Annotated in this window: 22 protein-coding genes; 7 read left to right on the top strand and 15 right to left on the bottom strand. The window is 40.5% G+C overall.

Annotated elements, in window-relative coordinates:
- Positions 1–2 precede the first annotated feature (2 nt).
- Positions 3–446 (bottom strand): MarR family winged helix-turn-helix transcriptional regulator, encoded by a 444-nt coding sequence (locus tag AFK25_RS02640; RefSeq protein WP_009362037.1) that lies wholly within the window; start codon positions 444–446, stop codon positions 3–5.
- Positions 447–580: 134 nt separating this feature from the next.
- On the opposite strand from AFK25_RS02640, the gene AFK25_RS02635 reads away from it, so the two are divergent.
- The 3 genes from AFK25_RS02635 to hflC all read left to right on the top strand — a co-directional run bounded on the left by AFK25_RS02635 (position 581) and on the right by hflC (position 3982).
- On the top strand, positions 581–1999 hold the full coding sequence (locus AFK25_RS02635) for a SpoVR family protein (RefSeq protein ID WP_035064702.1): 1419 nt from the start codon (positions 581–583) through the stop codon (positions 1997–1999).
- Positions 2000–2087: 88 nt separating this feature from the next.
- Positions 2088–3053: an FtsH protease activity modulator HflK gene (gene hflK / locus AFK25_RS02630; protein WP_035064699.1), complete on the top strand. Its 966-nt coding sequence runs from the start codon at positions 2088–2090 to the stop codon at positions 3051–3053.
- Positions 3050–3982, top strand: a complete 933-nt coding sequence (gene hflC / locus AFK25_RS02625) for a protease modulator HflC (RefSeq protein WP_035064696.1) — start codon at positions 3050–3052, stop codon at positions 3980–3982. The genes hflK and hflC overlap by 4 nt, the downstream gene beginning before the upstream one ends.
- Positions 3983–3986: 4 nt before the next feature.
- Here hflC and AFK25_RS02620 read toward each other — a convergent pair whose 3' ends face one another.
- The gene (locus AFK25_RS02620; protein WP_009362041.1) at positions 3987–4439 is read right to left on the bottom strand and encodes a methylated-DNA--[protein]-cysteine S-methyltransferase; all 453 of its coding nucleotides are present in this window, start codon (positions 4437–4439) and stop codon (positions 3987–3989) included.
- Positions 4440–4539: 100 nt separating this feature from the next.
- Between AFK25_RS02620 and AFK25_RS02615 the strand changes: the two genes are divergently transcribed.
- Positions 4540–4791: a YhdB family protein gene (locus AFK25_RS02615; protein ID WP_004892205.1), complete on the top strand. Its 252-nt coding sequence runs from the start codon at positions 4540–4542 to the stop codon at positions 4789–4791.
- Between the two features lie 25 nt (positions 4792–4816).
- Here AFK25_RS02615 and AFK25_RS02610 read toward each other — a convergent pair whose 3' ends face one another.
- From AFK25_RS02610 to AFK25_RS02600, 3 genes are all read right to left on the bottom strand, one after another.
- Positions 4817–5524, bottom strand: coding sequence for an SDR family oxidoreductase (locus AFK25_RS02610; RefSeq protein ID WP_009362042.1), 708 nt, complete (start codon positions 5522–5524; stop codon positions 4817–4819).
- 72 nt (positions 5525–5596) lie between these two features.
- A complete protein-coding gene (locus AFK25_RS02605; protein ID WP_035064693.1) occupies positions 5597–7336 on the bottom strand; it encodes a phospho-sugar mutase in 1740 nt (579 codons plus the stop codon).
- A 260-nt stretch (positions 7337–7596) separates the two neighbouring features.
- A complete protein-coding gene (locus AFK25_RS02600) occupies positions 7597–7998 on the bottom strand; it encodes a CBS domain-containing protein (RefSeq protein WP_081957705.1) in 402 nt (133 codons plus the stop codon).
- A 157-nt stretch (positions 7999–8155) separates the two neighbouring features.
- Between AFK25_RS02600 and AFK25_RS02595 the strand changes: the two genes are divergently transcribed.
- Both AFK25_RS02595 and AFK25_RS02590 read left to right on the top strand, forming a co-directional pair.
- Complete coding sequence (locus AFK25_RS02595; RefSeq protein WP_035064691.1) at positions 8156–8584, top strand: disulfide formation protein C; 429 nt, start codon at positions 8156–8158, stop codon at positions 8582–8584.
- Positions 8581–9045: a thioredoxin family protein gene (locus AFK25_RS02590; protein WP_019417092.1), complete on the top strand. Its 465-nt coding sequence runs from the start codon at positions 8581–8583 to the stop codon at positions 9043–9045. Before AFK25_RS02595 ends, AFK25_RS02590 begins: the two co-directional genes overlap by 4 nt.
- A 23-nt stretch (positions 9046–9068) precedes the next feature.
- On the opposite strand, the gene AFK25_RS02585 is transcribed toward AFK25_RS02590, so the two are convergent.
- Positions 9069–9458, bottom strand: a complete 390-nt coding sequence (locus tag AFK25_RS02585) for a DUF5365 family protein (RefSeq protein WP_009362047.1) — start codon at positions 9456–9458, stop codon at positions 9069–9071.
- Positions 9459–9563: 105 nt separating this feature from the next.
- On the opposite strand from AFK25_RS02585, the gene AFK25_RS02580 reads away from it, so the two are divergent.
- Positions 9564–10475, top strand: coding sequence for an RluA family pseudouridine synthase (locus AFK25_RS02580; RefSeq protein ID WP_035064687.1), 912 nt, complete (start codon positions 9564–9566; stop codon positions 10473–10475).
- Here the strand turns inward: AFK25_RS02580 and AFK25_RS02575 are convergent.
- The 9 genes from AFK25_RS02575 to AFK25_RS02535 all read right to left on the bottom strand — a co-directional run bounded on the left by AFK25_RS02575 (position 10470) and on the right by AFK25_RS02535 (position 16538).
- Positions 10470–11807, bottom strand: a complete 1338-nt coding sequence (locus tag AFK25_RS02575; RefSeq protein WP_035065167.1) for a hemolysin family protein — start codon at positions 11805–11807, stop codon at positions 10470–10472. The genes AFK25_RS02580 and AFK25_RS02575 overlap by 6 nt on opposite strands.
- A 46-nt stretch (positions 11808–11853) precedes the next feature.
- Complete coding sequence (locus tag AFK25_RS02570) at positions 11854–12540, bottom strand: zinc metallopeptidase (protein WP_035064684.1); 687 nt, start codon at positions 12538–12540, stop codon at positions 11854–11856.
- A gap of 153 nt (positions 12541–12693) precedes the next feature.
- On the bottom strand, positions 12694–13827 hold the full coding sequence (locus tag AFK25_RS02565) for an MBL fold metallo-hydrolase (protein ID WP_009362051.1): 1134 nt from the start codon (positions 13825–13827) through the stop codon (positions 12694–12696).
- 52 nt (positions 13828–13879) lie between these two features.
- Positions 13880–14113 carry a glutaredoxin family protein gene (locus AFK25_RS02560; protein WP_009362052.1) on the bottom strand — a complete coding sequence of 78 codons (234 nt, stop codon included), beginning with the start codon at positions 14111–14113 and terminating at the stop codon, positions 13880–13882.
- A gap of 82 nt (positions 14114–14195) precedes the next feature.
- Positions 14196–14972, bottom strand: a complete 777-nt coding sequence (locus AFK25_RS02555; RefSeq protein WP_009362053.1) for a sulfite exporter TauE/SafE family protein — start codon at positions 14970–14972, stop codon at positions 14196–14198.
- A 48-nt stretch (positions 14973–15020) separates the two neighbouring features.
- Entirely contained in the window at positions 15021–15248 is a 228-nt protein-coding gene (locus AFK25_RS02550; RefSeq protein ID WP_009362054.1) for a sulfurtransferase TusA family protein, read from the bottom strand.
- Between the two features lie 11 nt (positions 15249–15259).
- On the bottom strand, positions 15260–15655 hold the full coding sequence (locus tag AFK25_RS02545; protein WP_009362055.1) for a DsrE/DsrF/DrsH-like family protein: 396 nt from the start codon (positions 15653–15655) through the stop codon (positions 15260–15262).
- A complete protein-coding gene (locus AFK25_RS02540) occupies positions 15652–16227 on the bottom strand; it encodes a sulfurtransferase TusA family protein (protein WP_009362056.1) in 576 nt (191 codons plus the stop codon). The genes AFK25_RS02545 and AFK25_RS02540 overlap by 4 nt, the downstream gene beginning before the upstream one ends.
- Before the next feature lie 11 nt (positions 16228–16238).
- Complete coding sequence (locus tag AFK25_RS02535; protein WP_009362057.1) at positions 16239–16538, bottom strand: rhodanese-like domain-containing protein; 300 nt, start codon at positions 16536–16538, stop codon at positions 16239–16241.
- Positions 16539–16540: the final 2 nt, after the last annotated feature.

The following is a 16540-nucleotide window of genomic DNA, read 5'->3' as shown; positions in this document are numbered from 1 at the left end:
TATCACTTCTCCTCTTTTTCATTTGTCTCAACAATTTTTTCGATGATACGGACAAACTGTTCAAGCTCGTCGGGTTGCAACTGTTTTAAATAACGTTCAATAATTTTTCTTCGCTCCGCCCGCGCATGTTCAAGCATTTCTTTCCCCTTTTCAGACAACTGTACATACACAACGCGACGATCTTCCTCATCCCGTTCGCGCAATACAAATCCGCTTTTATATAAGCGATCGATCATCGTTGTAATCGCGCTCGGTTTGACAAACATTTCATCGGCCAATTCGCTCACGGTACATTTTTCACGCTTTGACAGCAAATTTAAAATAAAAAACTGCGGTTTCGTTAAGCCAATCTCTTCTTTCGCTAAATCAGCTGCCAGTTTGCGAACGGCTAACGAAAACGCATGCTCTAATCGCTCAACAAGCGTAGAAAACGACGTTTCTCCCATATACACCCCACCTTTTTTAACGACATAAATATTTAACATAGTTAAATATATACGAAAGAAAATATCAAGTCAATCCATATCGTGACGTATCAAATGATGCGCTCGTTCATACATTGTCATAAGGAGGGAGCGCGATGAAACGTGATGAACAAAAAGCATTAGAAAAAGCGATTGCGGAAATTACAGAAATTGCTGAAGGGTTTGGACTCGATTTTTATGAAATGCGTTATGAAATTTGTCCAGCTGATATTATTTACACGTTTGGGGCATACGGTATGCCGACACGTTTTTCCCATTGGAGCTTCGGAAAACAATTTCATAAAATGAAACTTCATTACGATCTCGGATTAAGTAAAATTTACGAACTTGTCATTAACTCTGATCCGTGCTACGCATTTTTACTAAATACAAATACGCTCATTCAAAATAAATTAATTGTCGCACACGTACTTGCCCATAGCGACTTTTTTAAAAATAACGTTCGCTTTAGCAACACAAAACGAGACATGGTCGAAAGCATGGCGGCAACGGCTGAACGCATTAAACATTACGAACACGAATACGGGAAGCAAGAAGTTGAAAAATTTTTAGACGCTGTATTAGCCATTCAAGAACATATTGATCCTTCCCTTCTGCGCCCAAAACTTTCATGGACAATTGCGGATACGGAAGTATACGAAGACGATCATGAAACACCAAAACCTTCTCCGTATGACGACTTATGGTCTCTTGATGAAAAGAAAAAAACAACGCCTGCTCGAAAAAAACGAAGAAAGTTTCCTCCCCATCCTGAGAAAGATTTATTGCTGTTTATTGAGGAATATAGTCGTGAACTCGACGAGTGGCAGCGCGACATTTTAACGATGATGCGAGAAGAAATGCTTTATTTTTGGCCTCAGCTCGAAACGAAAATTATGAACGAAGGATGGGCGACGTACTGGCATCAACGTATTTTACGCGAAATGGATTTAACGAGCGATGAAGCGATTGAATTTGCGAAATTAAATGCAGGTGTTGTGCAACCTTCACGTACAGGCATTAATCCGTACTATTTAGGACTGAAAATTTTTGAAGATATTGAAAAACGGTGGGACAATCCGACGGAAGAAATGAAAAAGCTCGGAGTCAAACCTGGTTCAGGACGCGCAAAAATATTTGAAGTACGCGAATTAGAATCCGACATTTCTTTTTTGCGCAACTATTTAACGAAAGAACTCGTCATGCGTGAAGATATGTATTTATTCCAAAAACAAGGAAAAGACTACAAAATTGTTGATAAACATTGGGAACATGTACGCGATCAACTTGTAAACATTCGCGTAAACGGCGGCTTCCCATACATTACAGTCAACGATGGCGACTACATGCGCAACGGAGAACTATATTTAAAACATTGGTATGAAGGCATTGAACTAGACGTGAAATATTTAGAAAAAGTGCTTCCTTACATTTATCAACTTTGGGGCCGTGCGGTTCATATCGAAACAGTGATCGAAAACAAACCGACACTATTCACATACGACGGAAGAAACGTTCAACGAAAATATATGTAAGCTACTGAGCACATCAGTAGCTTTTTTAATGAAACTTTTTTCTGTTTTTTCCGTACATACATATAAATAACAAGAAAGGTGGGTTTATATGGAAAAGCGTTCCTTTACCGGCATCATCATCGGTACCATTTTAGGCATTTTTCTTCTCGTTATTGCCTTAACGTCATGGTACACCGTTGATGAGTCGGAACAAGCCATTATTTTAACATTTGGGAAAATTGATGAGGAAGTGACAACACCAGGGCTACATTTTAAACTCCCTTGGCCGATTCAGACGGTTGAAACGTTATCGCGAGAAACGTTTAGTTTACAATTCGGATACAAAGAAGAAAATGGAAAAGTCGTCGCGACAAACCAAGGGGACACAAAAATGATTACAGGCGATGAAAATATTGTGCTTGCCGATATGGTCGTCCAATGGAAAATTACCGATCCTGCGAAATTTCTTTATCGTTCATACGAACCAGAACAAATTTTATACAATGCGACATCTGCCTCCTTACGCAGCGTCATCGGTAGTTCAAAAATTGATGATGCCTTAACGTCAGGAAAAGCAAAAATCGAAGCGGATGTGCGCGAATCGCTCACCGCATTAATGAAAAAATACGATATCGGCATTTCCATTTTAGCTGTGAAGTTACAAGATGTGGATTTGCCAAATGACGAAGTGCGCAAAGCATTTACAAACGTTACAGATGCACGCGAAACGATGAACACGAAAATTAACGAAGCGAATAAATACCGAAATAAACGAACGAAAGAAGCCGAAGGGGAAAAAGACGCATTAATTTCTCAAGCGGAAGCGGATAAAGTAGCACGCATTGAAAAAGCATATGGAGATGTCGCAAAATTTAACGCCTTGTATGAAGAATATAAAAACGCAAAAGACATTACAAAGCAACGACTAATGATCGAAACGCTTGAACAAGTGTTGCCATACACGCGCATTTACATTATGAATGACGATGGGAATACACTAAAATATTTACCAATTCAACCGATCGAAAAACAAACGACAGAGAAAAAAACAGAGAAAGGAAGTGGTAACGAATGACAAACTTCCAAGACGATCAAAATATCCTTTCATTTAAAGATAAGCTTCCAACGAAATGGTTTCGTTTTATCATCGGTGGCGGCATCGGACTTGTTTTACTTATTATTGCTTTAACAAACATATATATCGTTCACGAAAATGAGTATAAAGTTGTCCGCCAATTTGGTGAAATTGTTCGCATCGATCAAACACCGGGATTACGTTTTAAAATTCCGTTTATTCAAACTGTCACATCGTTGCCAAAAGCACAAATTTTTTACGACGTAGCCGAAGCGGAAATTAATACAAAAGATAAAAAGCGGATTCTCGTCAACCATTACGCCATTTGGGAAATTACCAATCCGAAAGAAATGATTCAAAATGCTCGCACACTAGAAAATGCAGAATCAAAAATGGATGAATTTATTTTCTCCATTGTCCGCACCGAGCTTGGACGGTTAAACTATGATGAAATTATTAACGATGAAAAGTCATCGCGCGGCAGTTTAAACGATGAAGTAACAGCGAAAGTAAACGAGTTGTTACAACAAGACCGTTACGGCATTCGTGTCGTTGATGTGCGCTTAAAACGCATTGACTTACCGAAAGAAAACGAACAGTCTGTTTACAAACGAATGATTTCAGAGCGCGAATCAAAAGCACAAGAATATTTGTCAATGGGAGATGCCCAAAAGCAGCGCATTATCGCACAAACAGACCGCGAAGTGAAAGAAATGCTCGCCAAAGCACAGGCAGATGCGGAACGCATTCGTGCCGCAGGTGAACAAGAAGCTGCGCGCATTTATAACGAAACATTCGCAAAAGATCCTGAATTTTATTCGTTTTATCGTACGCTCGAGTCGTATAAAACGACCATTGGCGAAGATACGGTCGTCATTTTACCAGCCGATTCACCGTATGCCAAATGGCTGCTCGGCCAAACGCGCTGATCATTCAGCGCGTTTCATGCTCAAGCAACCATTTTTTTCTTTCTATCCCCCACGCATAACCGCCAATTCCACCGTCTGTACGCACGACGCGATGACAAGGGATAACGATCGTGAATGGGTTGCTGCCGACAGCATTTCCAACTGCTCGCACTGCCTTCGGACGTCCAATTTCTTTTGCAATATGAGCATACGAAACCGTTTGTCCGTAAGGAATCGTTTGCAACGCTTCCCACACGCGAACTTGAAACGGTGTACCTATGAGCTTTAGTGGAATCGAAAACGATGTCCGTTTCTTTTGAAAGTATTGTTCAAGCTCCTCTATCCATGGCATAAAGCTAGTTGGAATATTCCGCCCTCCACGTTGCTCCACAACATCTATGCGCTCTATACTTTCATCTGTGCCAATGATTTGTAACCAACCAATTGGCGATTCATAATACGCAATATGCTTCTCCATGCCCAACTCTCCTCTGCCAAATCGCACAACATTTACAGCAAAAAAAACGGCCGCTTTTTCATAAACTATATATAGCTCCTCACGATAAGGAGGGTTTGCGTTGCATACAGCTGATTACGATAAAGCGCTTTATTATACGTACCGATCGGAATGGGATCATTTACTCATTCTTATGGTACGCACAAAAGACGATTTACTTTCAAAAAAAATTGAACAGTTTCTTCATGCATATAACTTCGAAAAAGATTACACCGTCGTTCAAAAGCGGCTAAATGCATTGTTACGTTACATCGATCATGCGTTAGATGTGTATGAACAAGAGCCAACATTGACGATGCAATATGATTATTAAAGCGGAAGGAACTCCTTTCGCTTTTTTATACGACCGGATACGTTTGAATGAGTGGATGCAACACAATTTCATCCACTAACATATGCTTTGGTGCACTCGCCATATAAACGACAGCTTCTGCGACGTCTTCTGCTTTTAACCATGCCGCTTTTTCAGGCGATCCTTGCGTAGAGTTAGCGAAATATGTATCAACCATCCCCGGATTAATTGTACCGACACGAATACCGTATGAACGCACTTCTTGAGCTACACTTCCAGAAAATCCTTGAACAGCATATTTTGTTGCTGTATATGCAGAACCGTTTGCAATCGTGTATCGGCCAACATCAGATGAAATGGTAATAATCGTACCGGAACGTTGCTTTTTCATTTGTGGGAGGACGGCTTTTGTCCCAATAAACACTCCCTGTACATTCACTTCAAATAGTCGTTTCCACTCCTCAACTGTCGTTTCTTCAACGGACTTGAATACCCCAATACCTGCGTTGTTTACGAGTAAATCAATACGACCAAACGTATCAATTGTTGTTTCAACTACTTCATTCATTTGTTGTTCATTGGATACATCCGCTTGAAACGTTTTTACATCTTTTAATTGTTCACCGACACGATGAATGTCTGAAGAACTTCCGATTAACACAAGCTTCATTCCTTGTTGCGACAATTTATGTGCAATCGCTAAACCGATGCCACGAGATGCCCCCGTCACAATCGCTACTTGTCCTTGTAACATGCTGAACTCATCCTTTCTACATAGTCGCCTTTATATTACTTGTTCTGTATTCAAAAAACAACTGATAAGGCATTACGCCTTATCAGTTGTTAACATATATACTCGCTCCATGACCGCTGTTTCTAATTGCTCTAGTTGTTGTTTTGCTTCCGTCAACGTTCGCCCTTTCACTCCAAAATAAAATTTCATTTTCGGCTCTGTGCCAGATGGGCGCGCGCAAAACCAAGATCCATCTTCAAGTACATATTTTAATACGTTCGACTTCGGCAAATGAATCGTTTCTTTTTTCTCTGTATCCACATATACTCGTTCGCTCGCTTTATAGTCTTCGCGAATAACGACACGTTGCTTTCCGACAACTGTTGGCGGCTCATGACGGAACGTCGCTAATAACGCTTCGATCCGCTCCGCCCCTTCTTTTCCTTTTAATGTAAGTGAACGTAATCCTTCTTGATAATATCCATATTGCTCAAACAATTGCATAAGCGCTTCATATAAAGATACGCCTTGTTTTTTATAAAACGCGCACACTTCAACAGCTAAAACGGCTGCTTGAATCGCATCTTTATCACGCGCAAAATCACCGATTAAATAGCCGTAACTTTCTTCGTAGCCGAACTGGAATACGTACTCCCCTGTTTGTTCATATTGTTTAATTTTTTCACCGATAAACTTAAATCCTGTTAACGTATCCATCGTTTTTATATTGAACGACTCAGCAATGGCACGACCAAATTCAGACGTTACGATCGTTTTAAATACAATCCCGTTTGGCGGCAATATCCCTTTTTCTTTCTTTTGTGAAAGAATGTAATGAAGCAATAATCCACCTGTTTGATTGCCCGTTAAAACGACGTATTCCCCTTTTTCATTTTTTACCGCAATCCCTAAACGATCGGCATCAGGATCTGTTGCAATTAACACGTCCGCATCCACTTGTTTTCCAAGCTGAATCGCTAATTCAAACGCGGCATGTTCTTCTGGGTTCGGTGATTTTACCGTTGAAAAGTTCGGATCAGGTTGCTCTTGTTCTTTTACTACAAACACATGTTTATAACCAAATTCCTTCAATCCTCGTTGAACGAGCTTATTTGCTGTGCCGTGAAGCGGTGTAAATACAACTTTTACATCGACTTCATGAGCCAGTTGTGGGGAAAGAGAAATCGTCTTTAATTTTTGTATGTATGCCTCATCAATCTCCGCTCCGATGATTTGAATGAGCCCTTTTTCTTTTAATACGTCTTCTTGCTCAATCTGAAGCTCCCATTCATTTTCAATCGCATCGACGTGCTCAATGACGACATCGGCGATATGTGGCGGCAACTGTGCCCCATCTTCCCCGTATACTTTATACCCGTTATACTCCGGTGGATTGTGGCTTGCGGTAATAACAATACCCGAAAAGGCACGTAAATGTCGTACAGCAAATGAAAGTTCTGGCGTCGGGCGAAGCTCATCAAACACGTACGTTTGAATCCCGTAGGTCGCAAGCGTCTTGGCAGCTTCCATCGCAAACTGTTGCGATTTGTGGCGCGAGTCGTATGCGATAACCACCCCACGTTTTTTTGCTTCCTCACCGAACGACGCAATGTATCGAGCGAGTCCTGCGGATGCTTTCCGTACAGTATATATGTTCATTCGATTCGTCCCCGGCCCAATTTCCCCTCGCATTCCTCCTGTACCGAACTCTAACGTCTTATAAAAGCAGTCTTCTAACAGCTTTTCATCTTGCTCTAGTTGCTCCAAATGCGCACGAAGTTCTTCATCTAATTGCGCTTCTTTCCAACGTTCATATATTATTTTCCAAGTCACGTTTATCCCTCCATATCCGTTGCTCATTGTAACTTATTCTCGCTTTTTTATACAAATTCCTTTTTTAATACGAAAAGCGCAAAGCGCCCGCCTATCGGCGAAGAGCGCACAAGCCCCACCGAGGAGGCTGTCGCCGCCGCAGTGTGGGGCGGAGCGACTCGAGCCGATGGCGCTTGGAGCTAGACAGCTCCCTAAATCCGAAATTTTATACTTTAATTAATTATAAAAAGGAGCTCCTTGTAAAGAAGCCCCTTTCTTGTTTAATGATATGAAGGTTCAGAAATCTCGGATAACGCTTGTTCTGCCGCTTCATCATATGCTTGGTTTGTGGCAATATCGCCGAGAGCAACAATGCCACAAAGCTCGTTATTTTGTACGATTGGCAAGCGGCGGATTTGATTTTTTGCCATTACTTTCGCTGCTTCATCAACGCTCATGTTTGGCGTCCCTGTGACGACATCACTTGTCATCACTTGTGAAACAGGTGTCGAAGGGGTTAACCCTTGCGCCGTCGTACGAAGAGTAATGTCACGGTCGGTAATCATCCCTTTTACTTTTCCATTTTCAACAACAGGAATGGCACCAACATTATGTTCATTCATTAATTGTGCTGCCTCTTGAACAGATTGATCTGGTGTGACCGTTGCTACTTGGCGCGTCATAATCGATTCAACTGTATGATTCAATATGATCCTCCCCTTTCGCTTTTTATTGTGCACGTTCACTTGTTCATTATGTAAGTAAAATATCGTCGCAATTTACATCATTTCTTTCCATGTACTATAATGAACAAAGAGTAAAAAATAAGAAGGTGGAATTATGGCGCAGAGAGAAAATCATTTGTTAGCCGCTTGGATCGTTGCACTCATCGCTACGCTTGGCAGCCTTTATTTTTCTGAGGTATTGAAGTTTATCCCATGTGAACTTTGTTGGTATCAGCGCATTTTCATGTATCCGCAAGTATTTTTGCTCGGCATGGCTTTTGTGCGCAAAGAATTTAACATCGCTCGTTATACGCTTATGTTATCCGTCATCGGTGGGACGATTTCTGCTTATCATTATCTCATTCAAAAAGTAACATTTTTCCGAAATACTGCTCCATCATGCGGCATTGTCCCATGTACAGGACAGTATATTAACTGGCTCGGGTTTATTACGATTCCCTTTTTAGCACTTATTGCTTTTATTTTCATTAGCGTCATAAGCTATCGTCTTATAAAAATGGGGAAAGAAGGGAAAGGCGAATGAAAAAATTACTTATTTTCGGCGGTATCATTATCGTTTTATTCGGAGCACTGGCTTGGATTACATCATATACGCAAAAACAAAAAGCGGAAGGAAATCCGTTCGGGAAGGAAGAACTACACCCAGCTACGATCGACCTTCTTGATGATCCGAATTATCAAAACATTATTTTACCTGACGAATTAAGAGAAGCATTAAACAATAAAGAAACGATGACCGTTTATTTTTACAGCTCAACGTGTGAATTTTGCAAAAAAACAACGCCAATCGTTGTGCCGTTAGCGAAAGAAATGGGCATCGACTTAAAGCAATTTAACCTCCTTGAATTTGAAGAAGGATGGGATGAATATCACATTGAAGCGACACCAACCATTGTCCGCTTTAAAAATGGAAAAGAAGTCGCACGCATTGAAGGATATTATGAAGAAGACGTATTTCGAAAATGGTTTGAACAAACAAAATAAAAGCCTTCGTTGTGAAGGCTTTTTTACATCACCCAAGAATGAGTAGGTTTCATATATACGCTCACATAATGATCTTTTTCATGTAAAAAATGTTCAGGGGTAAGCGGGAAACTTATTCCATGTCGCGCTAATTGCTCTACATTGCGTTGAAACAAATGATTGTAGTAAGAAACGCGATGGAACGAAGCAAATTCAATAATCGCTTGCAACGATTGTAATGCAGAAATAATCTCAAACGCCTCTTTTAACGTTCCATCGTATGTGGAAGATTGAAACTGTAATATACCAAGCGATTCAAATGTTTCAATTTCATGATCTGTGAAATATTTTGGAAAAATACATGTATAAAATTGCTCAATAAGCGATTGAATATATTGCTTTTGCTCTTCCGTAGCAACATAGACGGTTTTCAATTGACCTCACCTTTTTCCATTTCATTTCCTAATCTATAACGAAATTGTAACATACCAGCTCACTTTATGGTGTTGGTAATTTATTGTATAGAAAGAGTGAGACGAATGAATGTACAGAAAAAAGGAAATTGGCTCATGTTTGAAGCGCCATCATCATGGGTTGGCCTATCGCTTGAACAAGCATTCCAAACAAAATGGTTCGTTCCTAAAAAAATGTTGCACGAATGGCGAATGACAAAAGGAGTAACAGTAAATAAGAAAACTGTTCCTTTACACACAATCATTTCACTAAACGATCATATTGGAGTACATATAAAAGACGAAACGATTGAACCGATTCCAACATACTTTCCGCTTCATATTGTATTTGAAGACGATCATGTGCTTGTTATTAACAAACCTGCACATATGGACGTCCATCCGACGCATCCAAACCAAACAAATACGTTAGCAAATGCGGTCGCATTTCACTTTCAATGTGAAGGAATTTATAGCAAAGTTCGGCATATTCATCGCCTTGATCGCGATACGAGCGGCGTCATTTTATTGGCTAAACATGCGCTTGCTGGCGCTGTGCTCGATAAATATTTAGCGGAACGAACGATTCATCGCACATACGTTGCGCTTGTTCATGGATATGTGAAACAAAAAAAAGGAACGATTAAAGCTCCAATCGGTCGCGATCGTCATCATCCAACGAGACGGCGCGTATCGAAAACAGGAGATACGGCGATCACGCACTATGAACGTCTCCAATATGACAAACAAAAAAATGTGTCGCTCGTTCGCTTGACGCTTGATACAGGAAAAACGCATCAAATTCGCGTCCATATGAGCTATATCGGACATCCATTAGTTGGGGATACGTTATATGGGGGAAAACCGTGGATCGATCGCCAAGCGTTACACGCGATCTCGCTTTCGTTCCCACATCCGTTGACAAACGAGTGGATCACCTGTTCTGCCCTACCTGATGAAACGATTTTCGGCAATATAAAAAGAGGCGCGTTACTATAACGCAGCCTCTTCGTTCATGTCCGTCACTACATCTACTGCTGGAGGGCGACGTGTCACTTCAATTTTTTTCACATGATGACCGTCTAATTGGATGACTGTAAATATATAGTCACCAAACTCAATTTGCTCTCCTGGACGAATGTTGTAACGTTCGGTTAACATCCATCCCCCGATTGTATCAACGTCTGTATCATCAATTTCTAAGCCGAATAAATCATTAATTTCACTAATAAGCACTTTTCCATCTACGATCGTTCGGTTTTCATCAATGACTTGAATAAGCGGAGTTTCATCTGTATCAAACTCATCTCGAATTTCTCCAACAATTTCTTCTAAAATATCTTCAACTGTGACTAAACCTGACGTGCCACCGTACTCATCAACTAAAATCGCCATATGAATGCGCTCTTTTTGCATTTTCACAAGTAAATCTTGAATAGGAATCGTTTCAATCACTTGAATAATCGGGCGTATATATTCACGCAGTTCCCTTCGCTGTTGACAGTTTACAACAAGGTCCGTAAACAACTCTTTTACATTTATTAATCCAAGAATATGATCTTTATCCCCATCAATGACTGGGTAACGTGTATATTTTTCTTCACGGATTGTTTGCAATACATGTTCCATCGAATCATTGACATCTAACGCCACAATTTCTTTGCGCGGAACCATAATTTCTTTTGCGACACGATCGTCAAAACGGAAAATGTTATTCACATACTTATATTCCGTATGATTAATTTCTCCGTTTTTATAACTGGCCGATAACAGAAGACGCAACTCTTCCTCAGAATGAGCCAATTCTTGTTCGTTAGATAGCTGAAAACCAAATAAACGAACGACGAAACGCGCAGACTCATTTAACAACCAAATAAACGGATACATGACGCGATAAAACAACATGAGCGGACGCGCCGTCCATAACGTAATCGTTTCGGCCTTTTGAATCGCAATCGTCTTCGGTGCTAATTCACCAACAACGACATGAATAAACGTAATCATCGCAAATGCGACAATAAAAGAAGCACCATGGGCAAATGATGGCGAGACATGAAACTCGTCAAAAAGCGGACGAAGCGCTCGTTCTACCGTCGGTTCTCCGAGCCAACCAAGACCGAGCGAGGTCATCGTAATTCCAAGTTGATTTGCAGATAAATACTCATCTAAATGCGTAATAACATGCTTTGCTGCTGCCGCTTTTTTGTTCCCTTCCTCAATCAGTTGATCAATGCGCGATGGGCGCACTTTTACAATCGCAAATTCTGAAGCGACAAAAAAACCGGTAAGCGCAATAAGAAAAACAATCATCCATAAACTAAATATGTCCAACGAACGTCCGCACGCATACATGCGTGCGGATGCCACCTCCTATTTATTAATCTTCATTATTTCCTTGCACAAAAATAAGTACATACTTGATTAATTCTAACACCGAAATAAGCGCTGCAGCAACATACGTTAATGCCGCGGCATTTAATACTTTATTTACTCCACGTTCTTCTTCGTTGCGAATAATGCCTTCTGCGATCATAAAATCTTTTGCACGTGAACTTGCGTTAAACTCAACAGGTAGCGTAATGACTTGAAACGCGACGGCAAACGAGAATAAAATAATCCCTAAACCAATTAACGAAAACTGTTGCAATAAAAACCCGCCAAGAAGAAGAAATGGAGCCATTCCAGATGTAAAATTAACGATCGGGAACATACGATGGCGCAAAACGAGCGCACCATATGCTTGTTGATGTTGCACCGCATGACCCACTTCATGGGCAGCTACCGATACCGCTGCAATCGAGCGGCCATAGTAAACCGGCTCTGATAAACGAACGGCTCGAGCAATTGGATCGTAATGGTCTGTCAACGTACCTGGGACAAGCTCTACCGGCACATCGTATAGCCCATTGCGATCTAAAATGAGACGTGCCACTTCTGCTCCCGTTAACCCAGAGGAAGCAGGTACATCTGACCACTTGCTAAAGTTTCCTTTGACTTTAAATTGTGCCCAAATCGACACAGCAAAAGCAATTAAAATAAGAAAATCCATTGGATGAAAAAACATCACATCATCCCTCCGTTATTTTATATTTTAATGAAAAATGACCGAAAATGAAAGAGAGTATCTCTACATACGTTATATACGACTATTGTGTCCAAAAAGTTTCACAAAATCGAAAAAAACCTCGCATATAGCGAGGTTGAATAAAATTCCTTTTTAATGTGTATGATGAACAGCACAACGGTTCGGACCGATTTCGAGTTCTTGTTGTTGTTCTGGCGTTGCATCTTTCACACCACGATTGATGGCAATAATGTCTTCAAAGTTCGGTGGTGTTTCAGAAGAAGCGGATTGCGCCACATGTTCAACGAACTCCTCTTCCGTTTTGCCTTGCATGATTTCATTCATTTGACGAATGTTTCCTAACGTATTCCCGATATATCCTTGCTCATTTACTTCTTGATCAAAGTTTGCATAGTGTGCAGGAAGGACAATCACATCATCTGCAATTTGTGCTACTTTGTTATACACTGTGTCGTATAAATCTTTTGCCCACTCGCGCGCTTTTCCGCCAAGATCTGGTCGGCCGAGACCACTGACGAAAATCGTATCGCCAGAGAACAACAATTTATTGTTTACGAAAAATGATACACTACCTGGAGTATGACCTGGCGTTTTAATCGCTAATACTTCTAAGCTTACTTTTTCAAATTCGATGCGATCATGATTTTCTAGCGGTTCAAATTCAAATACCGCCCCTTCACTCTTCATTAAATAATATTTCGCTCCTGTTTGTTTTGCTAATTCGTATCCACCAGAAATGTGATCGGCATGTAGATGAGAATCAACAATATGTGTAATTGTTACGTTTTCTTTTTGCGCTACTTCTTTATATACATCAATAAATCGGGATGGGTCAACGATGAGCGCTTCTTTGCCTGATACGACCATGTAAGAAAGGCACCCTTTACCGACACGAATAAATTGATATACTTTCATATTTTCATCTTCGTACACAACAACTGGATACAAATATTCACTCCATGCTTTCATGCCGCCTTTTAAATAAAATACTTCTAACCCTTTTTCAGCAAGCATGTCAGCGACCATCATCGAAGACCCTTCTTTTGCACAAACGACGACGATTTTTTTATCTTTCGGTAAGCGTTCTAACACAGGCTCAACACCATCGATTAATTCAAAATAAGGGATGTTTAAATATTCAATGTGCTCTCCTTCAATTTTCCAATCTGCAAAATCTGATTCATTACGAACATCGAATAAGAAAAACGGTTCTTTACGAACAATCATCTCATTGATTTGTTGTGCTGTTAACGCATATACTGCCATGTAATATCCACCTCTCCTTATACCTTATAGGGTATTTATATAAGTAAAAAAATTATTGTTGTAACAATTGCATAATTCGTTGCGGATCAAATCCAACGACCCAACGTCCGTTAATTTCTGTTTGTGGCACGCCCATTTGTCCAGTCGAGCGAACAACGTAATCAACAGCTTCAGGATGTTGATGCAAGTTCACTTCTCTAAAAGGAATGCCACGTTCAGCTAAAAAGTTTTTTAGCAATGTACAATATGGACATGTCGTTGTCGTATATACCGTTACTTGTTTCATGTTACCATTCCTCCTTTATGTTCCACTATTTTATATACCCCTAATGGTATTATAACATAAAGGATGAATTTTTCAACATCTTTTACAAAATGTCCAACCAAATTTTAATAGCTGTTGCTACAATGAGGGCAGCTAAAATAAACTGCAATATTTTTGTATTGACTTTTTTACCAACGTTTGCTCCAATCGGGGAAGCAATTAAACTTGCAACAACCATAATCAACGCCGTCCAAAACTCGAACTGTCCTGTTGTAATTTTTCCTACTGTTGCCCCAATTGATGAAATAAACGTAATCGCTAATGATGTAGCAATCGTCATACGTGTTGGAATTTTTAATACAACGAGCATAATTGGTACAAGAATAAATGCACCAGCGGCTCCGACAATTCCCGCACTCACTCCGACAATAAATGCTAATGCAGCAGCGAGCCACTTATTAAATGTCACTTGATCGAACGGAATATTGTCAATTTCTTTTTTCGGAACAAACATCAAAACGGCCGCAATCGTTGCCAACACCGCATAAACGATATTAATGCCGCCTTCACTCATTAATTTTGAACCATAACCACCGATGAAACTACCGAGCAAAATGCTCGTTCCCATGTAAATAATTAACGTTTTATTTAAATATCCACCTTTCCGGTACGCCCAAACGCCGCCAATTGTTGCGAAAAATACTTGAATGGCGCTAATGCCGGATACTTCATGAGCACTGAATGCAGCGTAGCCAAGCAACGGTGGAATGTAGAGCAGCATCGGATACTTAATAATCGATCCGCCAATCCCAACCATTCCTGAAATAAACGAACCGATAAATCCAATGAGAAAAATCGTCACAATAAAGCCGATATCCATGCTAGTTCACTCCTTGTATGAAGCATCGGGACATACGCCCGATGCTTATCACGCTTTACGAATCCAAAATTTTAGTACGTCGCCTTCTTCGGCCATGTCAATCATTTCATGCCCCGCTGATTTTGCCCATGCGGACAAATCGTTTTTAGCTCCTTTATCTGTCACATGAATTTCTAACACTTGACCTGACTGTAGTGTATCCATTCCTTTTTTTGTACGAACGATTGGCATTGGACACGCCAACCCTTTTGCATCAACGACAAGATCTGCTTTCATGCTTTTCCTCCTTAGAACGTTAACGTAATGTCAGCATCTTTCGCAAAATCGAGGAATGTAACAGCGCCACCAACATCAATACCATCTACAAAATGTTCTTTTGTTAATCCCATCACATCCATTGTCATTTGGCAAGCAATAAATTTCACACCCATTTCTTGAGCCATGCTTACAAGTTCAGGGATCGATGGAACGTTCGCTTGAGCAAATCCTTGTTGAATTTGTTCTTTTCCTTCTGGAAGCGGCAATTGCTTATACGCTTCTTTATGAATTAAATTTAATCCTTCGAATGTAAAGAAAATCGCTACTTCTGCTTCTGTTGCTGCCGCTGCTGTCGCAATGTTAAATACTTTGTATGCATCGAATAATCCACCATTTGCTGCAATAATTGCTACACGTTTGTTCATTGTTCATTTCCTCCTTTAATGATTGTTCCTTTCCATTCTGTCATGCCTGGAATGACGTTAAATACATGTGTGAATCCTTTTTCAGCTAATTGTTGCGCAGCGAGATCGCTACGATTGCCTGTTCGGCAAATGACGTAAATCGTCTCATCTTTATTTAATTCATTCATTCGCTCGGACAACTGTCCAAGCGGAATATGATACGCTCCTGGAATATGCCCAAACACATACTCCGCTTCTTCGCGCACGTCTAAAATAAATACTTGTTCATTGTTTTCTACTTTCTTTTGCAATTCGTCTAATGCGACAACATGAGGATATTTCGTTTCCTCTTTGCTTTCTGTAGGATTCGCTTTGCGAAGGTAATGTTTAAGTACATCTCCTTCTTCAATCGTGCCGATATATTGATGCCCTGTGTTTTTTGCCCAACCTTGAATATCGGCAAGCGATCCTTTGTCTGTTGCTTGCACTTCCAGCACTTGGCCAGGTTGCAGCTGTTCCATTGCTTTTTTCGTGCGAACAATCGGCATTGGACAAGATAGCCCACGCGCATCAACGACAAGATCTACATTCATTCGATTCCCCCCTATCGTTCAATCTCACCTGTCCACTCAAGCATACCGCCTGTCATATTCACGACGTCATATCCGTAACTTTCTAACAACTGACAAGCCATACCGCTTCGGTTTCCTGAGCGACAAACGAGAATATGCTCTTCATTTTTATTAATTTCATTCATTCGCTCAAGCAACTGACCGAGCGGAATGTGACGTGCACCTGGAATTTTCCCTTGTGCTACTTCTTCATATTCGCGCACATCAATAATGCTCAGTGCACGCCCCTCTTTTAATTGTTGTTCGACTTCTTGCGGGGATATATGCTTCATTT

Source organism: Anoxybacillus gonensis, assembly GCF_001187595.1.
In the GTDB taxonomy this organism is placed as follows: Bacteria; Bacillota; Bacilli; order Bacillales; family Anoxybacillaceae; genus Anoxybacillus; species Anoxybacillus gonensis.
Note: the sequence above shows the minus strand (reverse complement) of the source record. Positions and strands in the feature narration are given on the sequence as shown.